Source organism: Saccharomonospora azurea NA-128, assembly GCF_000231055.2.
In the GTDB taxonomy this organism is placed as follows: domain Bacteria; phylum Actinomycetota; class Actinomycetes; order Mycobacteriales; family Pseudonocardiaceae; genus Saccharomonospora; species Saccharomonospora azurea.
The window spans coordinates 2,937,712-2,953,507 of the sequence record NZ_CM001466.1 but is presented as its reverse complement, the minus strand read 5'-3'; the positions used below and the strand labels follow the sequence as shown (position 1 = coordinate 2,953,507).

The window sequence follows — 15,796 nt, the reverse complement described above, 5'->3', positions numbered from 1 at the left end:
GGTGCCGGGTCCGGGGCGAACCGCCTTGCGGTGGTGCACCCTGTGGTGGTGATGGGGGTGGCGCGGGACGCCGCCCGGGCGGCGGTGGCGTGTCACCCGGTGGTTGGTACCGAGGCAGAGGTCCGCTCGCCGGTCCGCTCGACGGCCCGCCCTGCGGCCCGTTCTGGTGCGGACCGTTCGGTGGCGGTCCGTTTCCGACGGGGCCGTTCGGAACGGGCCCGTTCGGGTGCGGTTGCGGCATGGCTCCCGGCCGTCGAGGAGGCACGCGCTCCGAACGCGCGGGCCCGCCCCCACGCTCGGGCGGGTTGCCCGACTGTTCGTCCAACACGTGCCCTATCCGTCGATGGTCCGCTTCGTCGATTCAGGGTAGACGGATTCACGGCTGAACCTCAGCCGTGTTCCTCCCCCCGGGTCTTCACTCGACGGTATATCTGCCGGCCGGACAGGAAGACCAGGGCCGCGCCCGCCGTGGCGGTGAGCACGACCGTGACGACGCCGAACTCGGTCGACATGAGCTCCATGCGGGCGGCGTGACCCAGCGTGGTCCCGGTGGGCGTGGTCAGTGACACGTTCACCATGAACCGGCCCGAGCGCAGGGTCTCGGCGGGGATGAACCGGCTCACGCGGCTGTTGGCGGCCAGCGGAGTGTCCTCGATCCTGGACGGCCGCAGTCCCGGGCTGTTGGTGAGTTTGATGCGCACGGTGACCGCCACCGGCAGGTCGTTGCTCAACGTCACCGGCAGCGGACTGGACCCCGACGCGAGCGACACCGGCTGCGACGGCGTGGTGACGCTGACGCGGCCGGTGAGCTGGCGTACCTGCCCGACGGCGGCTTCGGTGGCCTTGCGCTGGGCGCGGGTGTCGCGCCACGACGCCGAGGTGGCTCGGATCACGGCGTTGTGCAGCGGCCGGACGAGGTTCACCGGTTCGACCTGCCGGGTGGGGTCGACCGACATGGCGGCCTGGAAGTCGGCGAGCGTCGACTCGATGTCAGACAGGGTGGAGACCAGGTCGTCCGGCAGCGGGCGCGCCGACGTGTCGGCGGCCCGGCCCGCGACGGTGTCGCTCTGCGTCGCGCCGCCGGTGCCCGTCTCGAGCATCTCGGGTACCGGCACCGGGTGCACCAGCTGCCTGCCGTGCAGCTCGGCCAGCGAGTCGAGCATCGCGGTGAGGTCGTCGCCGGTCACGTTCCAGTTGTGCGGTGGGGCCATCAGGACCGGTCCACCGCCCGCCTCGTCGGACAGTCCGCCGCGCAGGGCGACGGCCGCGACCGCGTTCTGCGTGGCGACCCGCGGCTGCCCGCTTCCGCCGCCGCGCGAGGTCGCGTGACCGAACCCGGCCGCCACGAGGGTGTCGTAGGTGACGACGTCGACGCCGGAGTCACCCGCGGAGGTGTCGGAGGCACCGTCGGTGCTCGTGTGGCCCGGACCGGTGATGACGGTGGTCGCACCGGCGTCGGCGGCGGCGCTGAGCGCCGAGGGCGTCAGACGGCCGCCCGACCACACCACGCCGGGCATCGGGCCGAGGTTGAGGACGTCGAGGAACGTGGCTCCGTTGGTCACCGCCTCGCCGACCAGGTCCACGTCGGACTCGACCGTCGCGAGCGTCGCGAGGTCCGCGCCCGCGTACGGCGTCTCGATGACGCACTGACCCTGCACCAGGGTGCGCAGCTGGTCGAGCCACTGGCGTGCGCTCTCACTGCCCGTGCCCTCGACGGTGCCCGACGCGGTTCGGACCTGGTAGCCCCGCCCCATCGCGGTGACGGTCTCCAGCAGGTCGGGGTCGACGGCGTAGCAGAGCGAGCCGAAGAGGGCGGCGTGGCCGCGCCGGCTCTCGGCGGCGGCCACCAGGGAGTGGAGGCGTCCACCCGGGGCGAGTTCGCCGGCGAGGCTGTCGTCGGCGAGCACGATCTGCCCGTCGTACGGGGCGGAGACCACCTTCGGTTCCCGGGCCGCGATGGGCCACAGCATCGAGAGAGGTGTGGACGTCCCGCCCTTGGCGTCGCCGAGCACAGGCATCAGAAGGTTCACGGCCGCGAGGCGGGCCGGGGCCCCGGAGGACGGTGTGCCGTTGACGTTGAGCAACAGCGGGTACACGCCCGGCTCGGTCAACCCGAGCGCCGCGGGCGGCGCGGAGATGCGGAGGCGGGCCTTCTCCCCCGGGGCGAGCCGCCCCGGCACGCCCACCCACGGCGACCAGCCCGACTCGGAGGCCGGGGGTTCGGCGAGGGTCTGCGCGAGCGCCGCCGCCGTGGGCTGCCGCTGACCTGCCTGGATGCGGCCCACGATGTCCGACACCGGCCGCTTGCCGACGTTGGTCACGGTCGCGACGACGGTGACCTCGGTGGTGCCCGTGTCCACCAGGCGGGGGGTCAACTCGTCGACTCGCACCCGCAGAACGTCGTCGGACTCGGGTGCGGCCGCGGCCGTGGGCAATCCGGACAGCCCTGCCCACCCCGAGGAACCCGGTGTCGCCGGTGTGGCGAACAACGCCTGACCGGCGAGGAAGACCAGCGCCAGACCGAACGCGGCGAGCTTCCTCACGGCTTGCACTTCCCGTCGCACATCAGCCCATCAGTCCCCATCAGTTCGTGCGTCCTTCTCGAAGAGCTCGCGCGCTCGGCGCACCAGCTTCCGCTCGTCCGAGTAGGCGAGTCTGGACTCGAGTTCGTCCAGCGGAACCCACGCGACCTCGGTCACTTCCACGTCCTCGTCGGAGAGCTCCCCGCCGTCGGCTTCGAGCAGGAAATGGTGGACGGTCTTGTGAACCCGACGTCGTTCGGCGACGAACCAGTAGTCGATGGTGCCGAGCTCGCGCAGTACGTGAGCGGAAATGCCGGTTTCCTCCTTCACCTCACGCACTGCGGTCTGCTCCGTGGTCTCGCCGTCCTCGATGTGTCCCTTGGGTAGGGACCACAGCAGTCTGCCGTGCCGGTCCAACCGGCCGATCAGCACCGCGTGACGCCGCTGCGGGTCCACGACGAGGCCCCCGGCGGACGTTTCGTTCACCGTGGTCAGCCGAGTCCTGCGACGGCGCCGGGACCGGCGTCCCGGGTTCGGGCCGCCAGAGCGACCAGCCGATCCAGGCATGCTGCGATGCTAGAGCAAACAGCACGTCGCATACCCTGGCTTGGCGTGTCCATGTCGATCCGGCCGTGTAGTAAGGGGAACCCTTGGGCAGTCAGACCACGGTGAACGAGCGGAACAGCGAGGCGAGTGCCGCACGGCGTCTGACCGAGGCGAAGCGCAACGCCGTCGCCGAACTCCTCCGTGTCTCCCCCATCGCCGACGAGCTCGCCACCCGGTTCGCGGACGCCGGTCACCGCCTGTACCTCGTGGGCGGGAGCGTGCGGGACGCGCTGCTGGGCCGGCTCTCCACAGACCTCGACTTCACCACCGACGCGCGCCCCGAGCAGATCCAGCGCATCGTCTCCGGCTGGGCGGACGCCGTCTGGGACACCGGTATCGAGTTCGGCACGGTGGGGGCGGCCAAACACGGCACCACGTGCGAGATCACCACGTTCCGCGCCGACACCTACGACCGCGTCGGACGCAATCCGGAGGTCGCGTTCGGCGACGACATCGAGGGCGACCTCGTGCGCAGGGACTTCACGGTCAACGCCATGGCCGTCGAGGTCTCCACGAAGACGTTCGTCGACCCGCACGACGGGCTGGAGGCGCTCGCGCGGCGGGCGCTCGACACTCCGGCGACGCCCGAGGAGTCGTTCGCCGACGATCCGTTGCGGATGCTGCGGGCCGCCCGGTTCGTCTCGCAGCTCGGTTTCGAACCCGCGCCGCGAGTCGTGAAGGCGATGACCGACATGGCGGGTGAGCTGCGGCGCATCACCCCGGAGCGCGTGCAGACGGAGCTGTCGAAGCTCATCGTCGGCCCACACCCGCGCAAGGGCATCGAGCTCATGGTGGACACGGGGCTGGCCGAGTACGTGCTGCCGGAGGTGCCCGGGATGCGCCTGGCCATCGACGAGCACCACCAGCACAAGGACGTCTACCAGCACTCGCTGACCGTGCTGGAGCAGGCGATCGACCTGGAGACCAACCACGAGCCGCGGCTCGAACCGGACCTGGTGCTGCGGCTCGCGGCATTGCTGCACGACATCGGCAAGCCCGCCACCCGGCGCTTCGAGCCCGGTGGCGGGGTGAGCTTCCACCACCACGAGGTCGTCGGGGCCAAGATGGTGCGCAAGCGTTTGCGGGCGTTGCGCTACCCCAAGGACGTCGTCAACGACGTCTCGCAGCTCGTGTTCCTCCACCTGCGGTTCCACGGCTACGGCAAGGGCGAGTGGACCGACTCCGCGGTGCGCCGGTACGTCACCGACGCCGGGGAGCTGCTGCCGAAGCTGCACAAGCTGGTGCGGGCCGACTGCACCACGCGCAACAAGCGCAAGGCCGCGGCGCTGCAGCGCTCGTACGACGACCTCGAGGCCCGGATCGCCCGCATCGCCGAGGAGGAGGACCTCGCGCGGGTCCGCCCGGACCTCGACGGCAACGAGATCATGCGCATCCTGGGCCTGAAGCCCGGGCCGCTCGTGGGCCAGGCGTGGAAGCACCTCAAGGAGCTGCGGCTGGACCGCGGGCCCCTCGACCACGACGAGGCCGTGGCCGAGTTGCGCCGGTGGGCCGCCGAGCAGGGGATCGACGTGCCGGACACGACCGACCGGCCCGCCGACCCCTCCGGCGAGTAGGCCCGGCCCGGGCCGCGACTACCCCAGCGGTTCGAGGGCTCCGCTCTCGACGTGCTGGGCGAGCGCGCGGGGCAGCAGGTAGCCCACACCGCCGCCGGGCAGCGGACCCCACGGGCGCAGCACTCCGGCGAGCACGCCGATCGGCCGCACGACGCGGTATCGCCGTCGGGTGAACTCGCGGTCCAACGTCAGGGCGGTCTCGGCGAACGGGGTGTCCTGCGGGTGCACGAGGTTGCCCGAGTCGTTGCCGTAGCGCTCGACCAGGGTGCCGGCCGGAAGGGTGAGCAAACGCTTGCGCTCGAAGAAGGTGAGCGGCGGTTCGCCCCGCAGCGGCAGGATGGGCCAGTCCGTGACCTGCGACGCCGCGTCCGGTGCTCCGCCGTCGGCGGGACTGGCCGCCTCACCGGGATGCGCCCGGCCGGGAAACAGCAGCAGTGCCCCCACCAGCGCTTCGGCCGCGACCTGGACCTCGCGGAAGTAGCGCGGCTCGACCGGCCGGCCGTCGGCGTGGCGGGCGACCTCCCATCCCTGGGCGGTGCGGCGCAGACACCACGCGCCGTCGACGGCGTCGCCGATGCGGTAGGCGGTCTCGGCCACCCCGAGCTCGGCCAGGCGCTCGCGCGTCAGGCGCAACACCTCCGAGGCCCGCAGGGGCCGGTGTGGCTCCTCCCCGCGGGCCACCGCCCTCACCGGGTCGGGGCGGCTCACCTCGCGCGCCGACCGCGGCGGGCGGGGAGCACCGAGGACGTCCGCCTCCGCCGTGGCCCGGACGTGCGGCTCCACGTACGGCACGGCGAACCCGGCGGCCCGGATGTGGTCGAGCAGTTCCGGCTCCGGCGGCACGCCGTACTTGCGCAGGTAGTGCGGTACGGCCGCGGGCCAGAGCCACGTGCCGTCGGTGTGGTAGGCGTCGGGCACGTTGGGCGGGCCCGGCACGAAGATGTCGGGCAGCGGTCCCGGCTTGGTGTGCACCACCGGTGCGCGGTACAGGTAGTTCAGGATGTCGCGCACCTGCTCCTGCGGGACGGGCGTCCGGTTGACCACCGGCTTCTCCCCCGGCGCGTGGCTGTCGACGACCCTCGCGTGCCGGAAGCGCACGTCCAGCGGCAGTCCCGCTTTCGCGGCGAGCCAGTCCGGCGCGGACTTCCTCGGGTAGTACCGCAGCTCGACGTCGTAGCTCGCGGCCGTCCTGCGCTCGTCCGGGCCGAGGCGCCAGGCCGGTTCGTTGACGGAATCGTGGTCGAAGTCGAAGTTCCCGGCCGAGTCGAGCGTGTAGGTGCCCTGGAACCACGTGCCCGCGTCCGGCGTGTACATCGCCGAACGCAGCTGCGAGAACAGCTGCCCCAGCGCGGGCGGTGCCGACAGCGACACCACCACGTCGTCGGCCACGGCCCTGACCTCGAGTTCGGAGAAGTCGCCGAGCTGCCGGAACTGCGCCGCGACGCGTTGCCAGCCCGCGGGAAGGAACGACCGCAGCGTCTGCCCCACGGCACGCAACAGCAGGTCGGCATCGCCGCTGCCGGGTTCGCTGCGGGGCTCGCCCTCCTCGGCGAAGTCGTGCCGCTCCTGCCACAGGGCCGTCAGCGCGTCGGGATCGTCGGTGGTCGTGCTGAACCCCGCCAGCCCGAGCTCGCGGGCCACGGCCTCGTCCGTGCCGTCCCAGCGCAGGGTCAGTTCGGCATCGGTCGAGCGCGGCTCGACGCGGTAGGGCTCGTCGTCGTAGAGGCAGTAGGTGTGCAGGGCGAACGTCGCCGGAGCCTCGTGGGCCGGGACCACCTTCGCGGGCCTGCCCTCGGACGTGGCGTCGAAGCCCTCCGGCGCCTCCTCGCCCTCGAGGACGACGAGCAACACGGTGTTGTCGGCGGTGGAGCGGTTGGCGCGGAAGAGCCGACCGTCCCACAGCGCGTACAACGCATCGGGTCGGTCGGCCACCTCGACTCGGTAACGCACGGTTTCCCCCTAGGTCAGTGTGTCCCCCGTGACTTCACACGTGTTTTACCGTGCGTGGGGGTGGCGGTGTGGCAGGGCGCCGCGGATGTGAGCAACGAGTGAGCCGGCCCTCAACTTATCGGGCGCGGCGGGCTCTCCTGGGCGTCGGTCTCGGAGGTCGTACCGGCGCCAGTTGTCGCGTCGGCGGGTCGAGCAGCGCCTGCCTGCCCTGCCCGGCCTGACGGACGACGTCGAGGACGGTGTCGGCGAGCCGCGCGGGGTCGGTCCGGTCGAACGCGTCGGGGGCGAATTCGAGATCGGTGAGCTCGCCGTGCGGGCCGAGAGTGGCGCTCACGAGGCCGTCGGCCGAGGTGACGGTGATCGGTGCCGTGTTGCCAGCCGTGGTCACGAGCGAGGAGCCTAACGCGTTCGCCGAACTGGGCGCGGCGCCGATACCGCGCCGTCGGACGTGACGCCGGGTGGGATCATGGGGAGCGTGAGCGCAGACGCCGAGGTGGAACCGGGGACACTGTTGGTCGCTGCCCCCACGCTGTCCGATCCGAACTTCCGTCGCACGGTGGTGTTCGTGATCGACCATCGGGACGAGGGCACGCTCGGAGTCGTCCTGAATCGGCCGAGCGAGGTCGCGGTGCACGAGGTGCTGCCGCACTGGGGCGATCACGTCGCCGAACCGGCTTCGGTGTTCGTGGGCGGGCCGGTGGAGAAGAAGACGGCGCTGTGTCTCGCGGCGTTGCGCACGGGGGAGACGGCCGCGACGGTGCCCGGGGTGATCGCGGTGCGCGGTCCGGTGGCTCTCGTGGATCTGGATTCCGACCCCGATCTGCTGGCGGCGAAGGTGCGTGGCCTGCGGGTCTTCGCCGGGTACGCGGGATGGGACCCGGGGCAGCTCGCCGGGGAGATCGATCGGGGTGACTGGTTGATCGTGCCCGCGTTGCCGGGGGACGTACTGGCGACGCCGATGCGCGATCTGTGGGGTCACGTGCTGCGGAGGCAGGGGTTGCCGACCGCGCTGCTCGCCACGCACCCGGGTGACCTGCAGCGCAACTGAGACGACGAGTTGTAACAGCGCTTATGTAAGTACTGTTACAGTGCTGTCGTGACGTTGGAGAGCGACCCCACCGCCGACGAGGGCTACTGGCGGCCGCTGCGGCGGCTCCAGGAGGCCATGGAGACGGAGCTCGCGCGGCTCTACGCCGAACGCGGGGTCACCGTCCGACCTCGCCACACCATGCCGCTGATCCGGCTCGGCAGGCGAGGGCCGATGACGATCCGGGAGCTCGCCTCCGCCGTCGACGTCACGCACTCCGCGATGAGTCAGACCGTCGCCGTGTTGCGCCGCGAGGGCCTGGTCGACACGCGGCCGGGCTCCGACGCGCGGACGAAGGTCGTCGAGCTCACCGACGCCGCCCGGGAACTGCTGCCGTTCCTGGAGGCCGAGTGGCGGGCCACCGAGGAGGCGATCGCCGAACTGGACGCGGAACTGCCGTACTCGCTGGCCCGGGCGGTGAGCGACATGGAGCGGGCGCTGCGCGCACGCTCGTTCCGCGATCGGGTCGCCGAGCGGCTCGCCCGGATCGAACAGCGTCCGTCGTGAGCGTGCTGGATCGGGTCCTCGACGTCCGGCCGTTGCGGACGAGTCCCGCGTTCCGCCGGCTCTGGGTGAGTACGTCCTTCTCGTCGTTCGGTTTCCAGCTCGCCGTCGTGGCGGTGCTGGCGCAGTCGTGGGACCTGACCGGCGACCCCGTGGCGGTGGGGGCCGTCGGGCTGGCCCAGGCGCTGCCGATGGTGGTGGGCGGTCTCGTCGGCGGGGTGCTCGCCGACGCGCTCGACCGGCGCAGACTCGTGCTCGCGACCACCGCGGGGCAGGTCCTCGGCGCCGCGGGGCTCGCCGCGCAAGCGTTTGCGCAGCTCGGTTCGTTCTCCTTGCTTCTGGCTCTGGTGGGTCTGCAGTCCGCCTGTGCCGCGCTGGGGGCGCCGGCCCGGCGGACGTTCGTCGTCACGCTGTTGCCGGAGCGGCAGGTCGGCGCGGGGCTGGCGCTGTCGAACCTGAGCTTCCAGGCGGCGATGCTCGTCGGGCCCGCACTGGGCGGACTCGTCACCGGGGCGTGGGGGTCCGGTGCCTGCTACGCGGCCGACGCCACGAGCCTCGTGATCGCCGCGTACGGCGTCCTGCGCCTGCCCGCGATGCGCCCCTCCGGAGGGACGACGCGCGTGCGGCCCGCGACGGTGGTGCAGGGCCTCACCTTCGCCGCCCGGACGCCCGTGGTCGCGGGCGCGTTCCTCACCGACGTGTGCGCCACCGTGCTCGCCATGCCGATCGCGTTGTTCCCCGCGCTCAACGACGAACGCTTCGGCGGCGATCCTCGGACGCTCGGGTTCTTCCTGTCGGCCATCGCCGTGGGGGGCCTGACGGCCGGTTTCCTGTCCGGGTCGTTCACGCGGCTGCGCCGACTCGGAATCGTGCAACTCGTCGCGGCGGCCGTGTGGGGCGTGGCGCTGGTGGGCTTCGGCTTCGCGACGCCGTTGTGGCTCGCGCTCGCGTGCCTCGCGGTGGCCGGTGCGGCCGACACGGTCTCCGTGGTCACGCGCGGCGCGCTCGTGCAGCTCGCGACACCGGACTCGCATCGCGGCCGGGTGAGCGGAGTGGAGTTCGTGGTGGGTGCGGGACTGCCCGATCTCGGCAACTTCCGGGCGGGTGCGGTCGCGGGGATCACGACACCGGCGTTCGCCGCGGTCTCGGGTGGGTTGCTGTGTCTCGTGGGACTCGGTGTGGTGGCGACGGGCAACAAGCCCTTACGCCGCTTCCGTACCGAGGAACCGGCGGAGGAACCCGATCCGGTGGGGTGAGTCGTCAGCGCAGGACGCCGCAGCCGCCTCCCCCGCTGCACGCGCAACCGCCGCAGCCCGCGGGCTCGACGGGGGCGGGCACGGCGCTCGCGGCCCGGTGTCCGAGGACGCCGCCACCGGCCACGAGCACGAACACGGCGACGATCCCGAACGTCGTCGCGAGGACGGTGCCGAGGGTGTCGGGCATCGCCAGAGCGGCGACACCGGCCAGTACGCCGACCACACCCGCCGCCATCGTCGGCAGGGCCGCCACGCGGTTGGCCACGCGGAACGCCTCGTCACTGCGCATCGTGGCGTCGGTCCGCACTCCCGCGCCACGCGAGCGGGGGAGCTTCTCCCGCCAACCGAGGAAGCCGCCCCAACCGACCAGGACGCCGAGCAGTGCGGGAATCAACGCGAGCACGAACACGCCTGCCAGGATAACGACCCGCCGCGCGACGACGTGGCGCGGAGGGCGTGCTCTTGCCCACGGCGGCACCGCCGTACGCAGGCCCTTCGGCACGAGGACGCAGGCCGGGCGGTTATCATGAGGGTGATGAAGACGGCACGCTCGCTCCTTAGCGAGCCGCGCTGACCCCAGGATCGGGTCGGCGCGGCGAACCCCTCACGCCCTCGGGCTTGGGGGGTTGTGTTGTTTCTGGAGGCGGGTTCAGAAGGAGAAACGCGATGACGGACGGCACCGAAGCGACGCCGACCCACCGTTACACGGCGGAGCTGGCAGGGCAGATCGAGAAGCGCTGGCAGGACTACTGGACCGAGCACGGCACGTACCACGCGCCCAACCCGGTCGGTGCTCTCGCGGAGAACTCGGTGCCGTCGGACAAGCTCTTCGTGCAGGACATGTTCCCCTACCCGTCGGGCGCGGGACTGCACGTCGGTCATCCTCTGGGCTTCATCGGCACCGACGTCTACGCCCGCTATCACCGCATGACCGGGCGCAACGTGCTGCACACGATGGGCTTCGACGCGTTCGGTCTGCCCGCCGAGCAGTACGCCGTCCAGACGGGAACGCACCCGCGCACCACCACCGAGGCCAACATCGAGCGGTACCTGGCGCAGATCCGCAGGCTGGGACTCGGCCACGACGAGCGCCGCCGCATCGCGACCACCGACGTCGAGTACTACCGGTGGACCCAGTGGATCTTCCTGCAGATCTTCAACTCCTACTACGACACCGAGCAGGACAAGGCCAGGCCGATCTCCGAGCTGGAGAAGGCCTACGCCGAGGGCAGGCGGTCCACGCCGGACGGCCGGCCGTGGAACGAGCTGTCGCGCAAGGAACGGCGGGAGATCATCGACTCGCACCGGCTGGTGTACCTGTCCGAGGCGCCGGTGAACTGGGCTCCCGGGCTGGGCACGGTCGTGGCCAACGAGGAGGTCACCGCGGACGGGCGCACGGAGCGCGGCAACTTCCCGGTGTTCCGCCGCAACCTGCGCCAGTGGATGATGCGCATCACCGCCTACGCCGACCGGCTGATCGACGACCTCGACCGGCTCGACTGGCCCGAGAAGATCAAGACGATGCAGCGGAACTGGATCGGCCGCTCGCGTGGTGCGAACGTCCGGTTCCGCTCGGGTGAGCACACCATCGAGGTGTTCACCACGCGTCCCGACACGCTGTTCGGTGCCACGTACATGGTGCTGGCGCCGGAGCACCCGCTGGTGGACGAGCTGGTGCCCGGCGCGTGGCCCGAGGGTGTCGACGAGCGCTGGACCGGGGGAGCGGCGACACCGTCGGACGCGGTGGCGGAGTACCGGCGCCAGACGTCGCGCAAGTCCGAACTCGACCGGCAGGAGAGCAAGGACAAGACGGGTGTGTTCACCGGCGCGTACGCCGTGAACCCGGTGAACGGCCAGCGGATCCCGGTGTTCGTCGCCGACTACGTGCTGATGGGCTACGGCACCGGCGCGATCATGGCCGTGCCCGCGCAGGACCAGCGCGACTGGGACTTCGCCACGAAGTTCGGCCTCGACATCGTGCGCACCGTGCAGCCGAGCGAGGACTTCGACGGCGAGGCGTTCACCGGCGACGGGCCCGCGATCAACTCGGCCAACGACGAGATCAGCCTGAACGGCATGGGCGTCGACGACGCCAAGAACACGATCATCGCGTGGCTGGAGGAGAAGGGCCACGGCGAGGGCACCGTGCAGTACAAGCTGCGCGACTGGCTGTTCGCCCGTCAGCGCTACTGGGGCGAGCCGTTCCCCATCGTCTACGACGAAGACGGCACGCCGATCCCGCTGCCGGAGGACCAGCTGCCGGTCGTGCTGCCCGAGGTCGACGACTACTCGCCGAAGACGTTCGACCCCGAGGACGCCGACACCGAGCCGGAGCCGCCGCTGGCCAAGGCCACCGACTGGGTCGAGGTGACGCTCGACCTGGGCGATGGCCCGAAGACCTATCGCCGCGACACCAACGTGATGCCGCAGTGGGCCGGCTCGTGCTGGTACCAGCTCCGCTACATCGACCCGGAGAACGACGAGCGGTTCGTCGACCCGGAGAACGAGCGCTACTGGATGGGACCGCGTCCCGAGGAGCACGGTCCCGACGACCCGGGCGGCCTGGACCTGTACATCGGCGGTGTGGAGCACGGCGTGCTGCACCTGCTGTACTCGCGGTTCTGGCACAAGGTCCTCTACGACCTGGGGCACGTGTCGTCGGAGGAGCCGTACCGCAGGCTCTACAACCAGGGCTACATCCAGGCCTACGCCTACACCGACTCGCGCGGCGTCTACGTCCCGGCCGACGAGGTCGTCGAGCAGGACGGCACGTTCTTCCACAACGGCGAGGAGGTGAAGCAGGAGTACGGCAAGATGGGCAAGAGCCTGAAGAACGTCGTCACTCCTGACGAGATCGCCGAGAACTACGGCGCCGACACCTTCCGCTTCTACGAGATGGCGATGGGCCCGCTCGACGTGTCGAGGCCGTGGGCCACGAAGGACGTCGTGGGTGCACAGCGGTTCCTGCAGCGCCTGTGGCGGCTCGTCGTGGACGAGTCCACGGGCGAGGTGCGGGTGTCCGACACCGAGCTGTCCGAGGAGGACCTGCGCCAGCTGAACCGGGCGATCGCCGGGGTCCGCGAGGACTACGCCGACCTGCGGTTCAACACGGCGGGGGCGAAGCTCATCGAGCTGAACAACTACGTCACCAAGACCTACGGGTCGGCGAAGGCGACGCCGCGTGGCCTGGCGGAGCCGCTGGTGTTGATGCTCGCTCCGTTGTGCCCGCACATCGCCGAGGAGCTGTGGACGCGGCTCGGTCACGACGAGTCCCTGGTGCACGGGCCGTTCCCGGTCGCCGACGAGAAGTACCTCGTGGCCGAGACCGTCGAGTACCCGATCCAGGTGAACGGCAAGGTCCGGTCGCGGATCTCGGTGGCGGCGGACGCGGACAACGACACGGTGAAGAAGGCCGCCCTGGCGGACGAGAAGATCGTGGCGCTGCTCGACGGAGCCGAACCGCGCAAGGTCATCGTGGTGCCCGGGCGGTTGGTGAACGTGGTGAAGTGAGCGGGCCCGGGCGCCGCCGGCACCGATCACTCGGGGGGCTACGTGACCGATGCCGGCGACCCGATGCCCGTTCTCCCTCGCGGGAGTTCGGACACACCCCGCACGAAGGCGGTGGTGCCAGTGAAGAACTCCTCGTGGCGGTATTGTGACGCACCGACACTAACTTCACCCTAACGGGTTAGCTTCGCGGGCTCCCGCCGACCTGTCGTACCGGCGGGTGTGAAAGTTACAAAGAACTTCACATCCGCACAAACTCGGTAGCGCACCGTGTCGAGCCGTCGTCTCGTACCGGACGGCGACGACGTGATCCCGGACGGAATCGTCGGCGGCCCGGTCGGCTTCCGTGGCACCCTTGCTGGTGTGACTGCACAGGTGCTCGTGGTCGGGTCCGCCAACGCCGATCTGGTGGTGGCCGCCGACCGTCGCCCGGCCGGAGGCGAGACCGTGCTCGGCGGGGACACCGAGGTGCTGCCCGGAGGCAAGGGTGCCAACACTGCGGTCGCGGCGGCCCGGCTGGGGGCCGAGGTGGCGCTACTCGGCGCGGTCGGCGACGACGCTCATGGTTCGCTGTTGCTCGACTCGCTGTCGACGTCCGGTGTGCGCACCGACCTCGTGCGGGTCGTGCGGCGGCCCACGGGGCTGGCCTTCATCACGGTGACTCCCGACGGCGAGAACTCGATCCTCGTGTCGCCCGGAGCGAACAGCGCTCTGCGCCCGGAGGACGTCCCCGCCGCCGTATCCGAGGCGAAAGTGCTGGTCGCGTCGCTGGAGATCCCGCTCGACACCGTGGAACACGCGATCACCACGGCGGCGAAGGCGGGCACCCGGACGATCCTCAACCTCTCGCCCGTGGTGACCCTGCCCGAGTCCACACTCGCCGCCGTGGACGTCCTGCTCGTCAACCAGCACGAGGCGGCCTGGCTGCTCGGCGGGTCGAAGGACGGGGCCGAGTCGGTGGTCCGGACCTCCGAGCTCCCCGCCCTTCTCGAACTGGGACCGCGGTCCGCGGTGGTCACCGCGGGCGCGCAGGGCGCCGTGTGCGTCGAGGACGGGCGAGTGAGCGAGGTGCCCTCTCCTCACGTCGAGGCCGTCGACACGACCGGAGCCGGTGACGCCTTCGCCGGTGCGTTGGCCTTCGCGCTCGCCCAGGACAGCTCGCTTCCCGACGCGGTGGAACGCGCCGTGCGGGTCGCCGCGTTCTCGGTCACCCGCCGGGGCGCGCAACCGTCCTATCCCACCCCTGCCGAACTGACACTGCCGAACTAGGGTGATCCAGCATGCGTGAACCGCAGCTCTCCGGAGTCGGGGTAAGTCCCGGCCGTGCGAGTGGCCCCGTCGTGAAGGTCACGGAGTCGATCGAGGAGCCGGCGAGCACGCCGGCACCGGACGACCCCCACGCGGAGGCGGCCCGCGTCGCACCCGCCGCGCAGGCCGTGGCCGCACGACTGGAGGCGACGGCGGAGCGGACGAGCGGTGACGCCGCCGCGATCCTCACCACCACGGCGGCGATGGCCGCCGATCCCGCGCTGGTGAGCCAGGCGGAGCAGCTCGTGACGGCGCAGCGGATCCCGGCGGCACGCGCCGTGTACGAGGCGGCGAACAACTTCGCCACCGCGTTGGCGTCCGCGGGCGGCTACATGGCGGAACGGGTCCGCGACATGCACGACGTGCGCGACCGCATCATCGCCGAGCTCCTCGGCATCGAGCCGCCCGGGGTGCCCGCCCTCGAACAGCCGAGCGTGCTGGTGGCCCGCGACCTCGCTCCGGCCGACACCGCGTCGCTGGATCCGGACAAGGTGCTCGCGCTCGTCACCGAGGAGGGTGGTCCTACCAGCCACACCGCGATCCTCGCCCGGTCGTTGCGCATTCCCGCCGTGGTGGCGGCCAAGGGTGTGCTCACGATGGACGCGGACGCCGTGGCCGTCGACGGCCTCACGGGTGAGGTGCGTCCGGTCGACCCCTCCGCGCCCGTGGTGACGGCGACGGAGTCCGGTACGGCCGAGTGGAACGGCGTCGGCGCCACGTCCGACGGCCACCGGGTGGCGGTGCTCGCCAACGTCGGCGCACCCGCCGACGCGCTGACGGCCGCGGAAGCCGGGGCCGAGGGCGTCGGGCTGTTCCGCACGGAGTTCTCCTACCTCGACGCGGGCGCCGAGCCCACCGTCGCCGAACAGCAGGCCGCCTACGCGGCGGTGCTGGGTCCGTTCGCGGGCAAGTCCGTCATCGTCCGCACTCTCGACGCCGGTGCGGACAAGCCTTTGGAGTTCCTGTCGCAGGAGGACGAACCCAACCCGGCGCTCGGCGTGCGTGGTCTACGGGTGTCCTTCGAGCGCACGGGCGTGCTCGACCGGCAGCTCACCGCCATCGCGGGTGCCGCGGAGGAATCGAGGGCGGAGGTCTCCGTGATGGCGCCGATGGTGGCCACCGCGGAGGAGGCCGCCTGGTTCGCCGGCCGGGTGCGGGCGGCAGGGCTGTCCCGGGCCGGTGTGATGATCGAGGTGCCGTCGGCCGCGTTGACCGCGCGCGAGGTGTTCGACGCCGTCGACTTCGTCTCGCTCGGGACGAACGACCTCGCGCAGTACACGTTCGCCGCCGACCGGCAGTTGGGCGCGGTGGCGGCGTTGAACGATCCGTGGCAACCGGCACTGCTGCGTCTCATCGCGCTGGTCGGCGAGGCCGCGAAGGAGAAGGGCAAGCCCGCGGGCGTGTGTGGTGAGGCCGCCGCCGACCCGCTGCTCGCGCGCGTGCTCGCGGGCGTCGGGATCACGAGCCTGTCCATGAACCCGG

12 protein-coding genes are annotated in these 15,796 nt (G+C 71.4%); 7 read left to right on the top strand and 5 right to left on the bottom strand.

Features of this window, described 5'->3' with window-relative positions; genetic code table 11:
• Positions 1-389: 389 nt before the first annotated feature.
• Positions 390-2,543: a DUF6049 family protein gene (locus SACAZDRAFT_RS13335; RefSeq protein WP_005442511.1), complete on the bottom strand. Its 2,154-nt coding sequence runs from the start codon at positions 2,541-2,543 to the stop codon at positions 390-392.
• Positions 2,544-2,573: 30 nt separating this feature from the next.
• Positions 2,574-3,089: an NUDIX hydrolase gene (locus SACAZDRAFT_RS13330; RefSeq protein ID WP_005442510.1), complete on the bottom strand. Its 516-nt coding sequence runs from the start codon at positions 3,087-3,089 to the stop codon at positions 2,574-2,576.
• A gap of 83 nt (positions 3,090-3,172) precedes the next feature.
• Here SACAZDRAFT_RS13330 and SACAZDRAFT_RS13325 point away from each other — a divergent pair, with 83 nt between their 5' ends.
• Positions 3,173-4,702: a CCA tRNA nucleotidyltransferase gene (locus SACAZDRAFT_RS13325; RefSeq protein WP_005442509.1), complete on the top strand. Its 1,530-nt coding sequence runs from the start codon at positions 3,173-3,175 to the stop codon at positions 4,700-4,702.
• Positions 4,703-4,720: 18 nt separating this feature from the next.
• Here the strand turns inward: SACAZDRAFT_RS13325 and SACAZDRAFT_RS13320 are convergent, their stop codons facing one another.
• Positions 4,721-6,652, bottom strand: coding sequence for a TNT domain-containing protein (locus tag SACAZDRAFT_RS13320; RefSeq protein ID WP_005442508.1), 1,932 nt, complete (start codon positions 6,650-6,652; stop codon positions 4,721-4,723).
• A 115-nt stretch (positions 6,653-6,767) separates the two neighbouring features.
• Entirely contained in the window at positions 6,768-7,040 is a 273-nt protein-coding gene (locus SACAZDRAFT_RS13315) for a YbaB/EbfC family nucleoid-associated protein (protein ID WP_005442506.1), read from the bottom strand.
• A gap of 78 nt (positions 7,041-7,118) precedes the next feature.
• On the opposite strand from SACAZDRAFT_RS13315, the gene SACAZDRAFT_RS13310 reads away from it, so the two are divergent.
• Genes SACAZDRAFT_RS13310 through SACAZDRAFT_RS13300 form a run of 3 tightly spaced genes read left to right on the top strand, consistent with a single transcriptional unit; the run spans position 7,119 to position 9,499 of the window.
• Positions 7,119-7,700, top strand: coding sequence for a YqgE/AlgH family protein (locus SACAZDRAFT_RS13310; protein ID WP_005442504.1), 582 nt, complete (start codon positions 7,119-7,121; stop codon positions 7,698-7,700).
• Positions 7,701-7,748: 48 nt separating this feature from the next.
• Entirely contained in the window at positions 7,749-8,246 is a 498-nt protein-coding gene (locus SACAZDRAFT_RS13305; RefSeq protein ID WP_005442502.1) for a MarR family winged helix-turn-helix transcriptional regulator, read from the top strand.
• On the top strand, positions 8,243-9,499 hold the full coding sequence (locus SACAZDRAFT_RS13300; RefSeq protein ID WP_005442500.1) for an MFS transporter: 1,257 nt from the start codon (positions 8,243-8,245) through the stop codon (positions 9,497-9,499). The genes SACAZDRAFT_RS13305 and SACAZDRAFT_RS13300 overlap by 4 nt, the downstream gene beginning before the upstream one ends.
• A gap of 4 nt (positions 9,500-9,503) precedes the next feature.
• Here SACAZDRAFT_RS13300 and SACAZDRAFT_RS13295 read toward each other — a convergent pair whose 3' ends face one another.
• On the bottom strand, positions 9,504-9,908 hold the full coding sequence (locus tag SACAZDRAFT_RS13295; protein ID WP_040927760.1) for an SdpI family protein: 405 nt from the start codon (positions 9,906-9,908) through the stop codon (positions 9,504-9,506).
• 257 nt (positions 9,909-10,165) lie between these two features.
• Between SACAZDRAFT_RS13295 and leuS the strand changes: the two genes are divergently transcribed.
• From leuS to ptsP, 3 genes are all read left to right on the top strand, one after another.
• Positions 10,166-13,009 carry a leucine--tRNA ligase gene (gene leuS / locus SACAZDRAFT_RS13290; RefSeq protein ID WP_005442495.1) on the top strand — a complete coding sequence of 948 codons (2,844 nt, stop codon included), beginning with the start codon at positions 10,166-10,168 and terminating at the stop codon, positions 13,007-13,009.
• Between the two features lie 360 nt (positions 13,010-13,369).
• The gene (locus SACAZDRAFT_RS13285) at positions 13,370-14,275 is read left to right on the top strand and encodes a ribokinase (RefSeq protein ID WP_037295748.1); all 906 of its coding nucleotides are present in this window, start codon (positions 13,370-13,372) and stop codon (positions 14,273-14,275) included.
• 11 nt (positions 14,276-14,286) lie between these two features.
• On the top strand, positions 14,287-15,796 hold a 1,510-nt coding region (ptsP, locus tag SACAZDRAFT_RS13280; RefSeq protein WP_005442491.1), incomplete at its 3' end, for a phosphoenolpyruvate--protein phosphotransferase.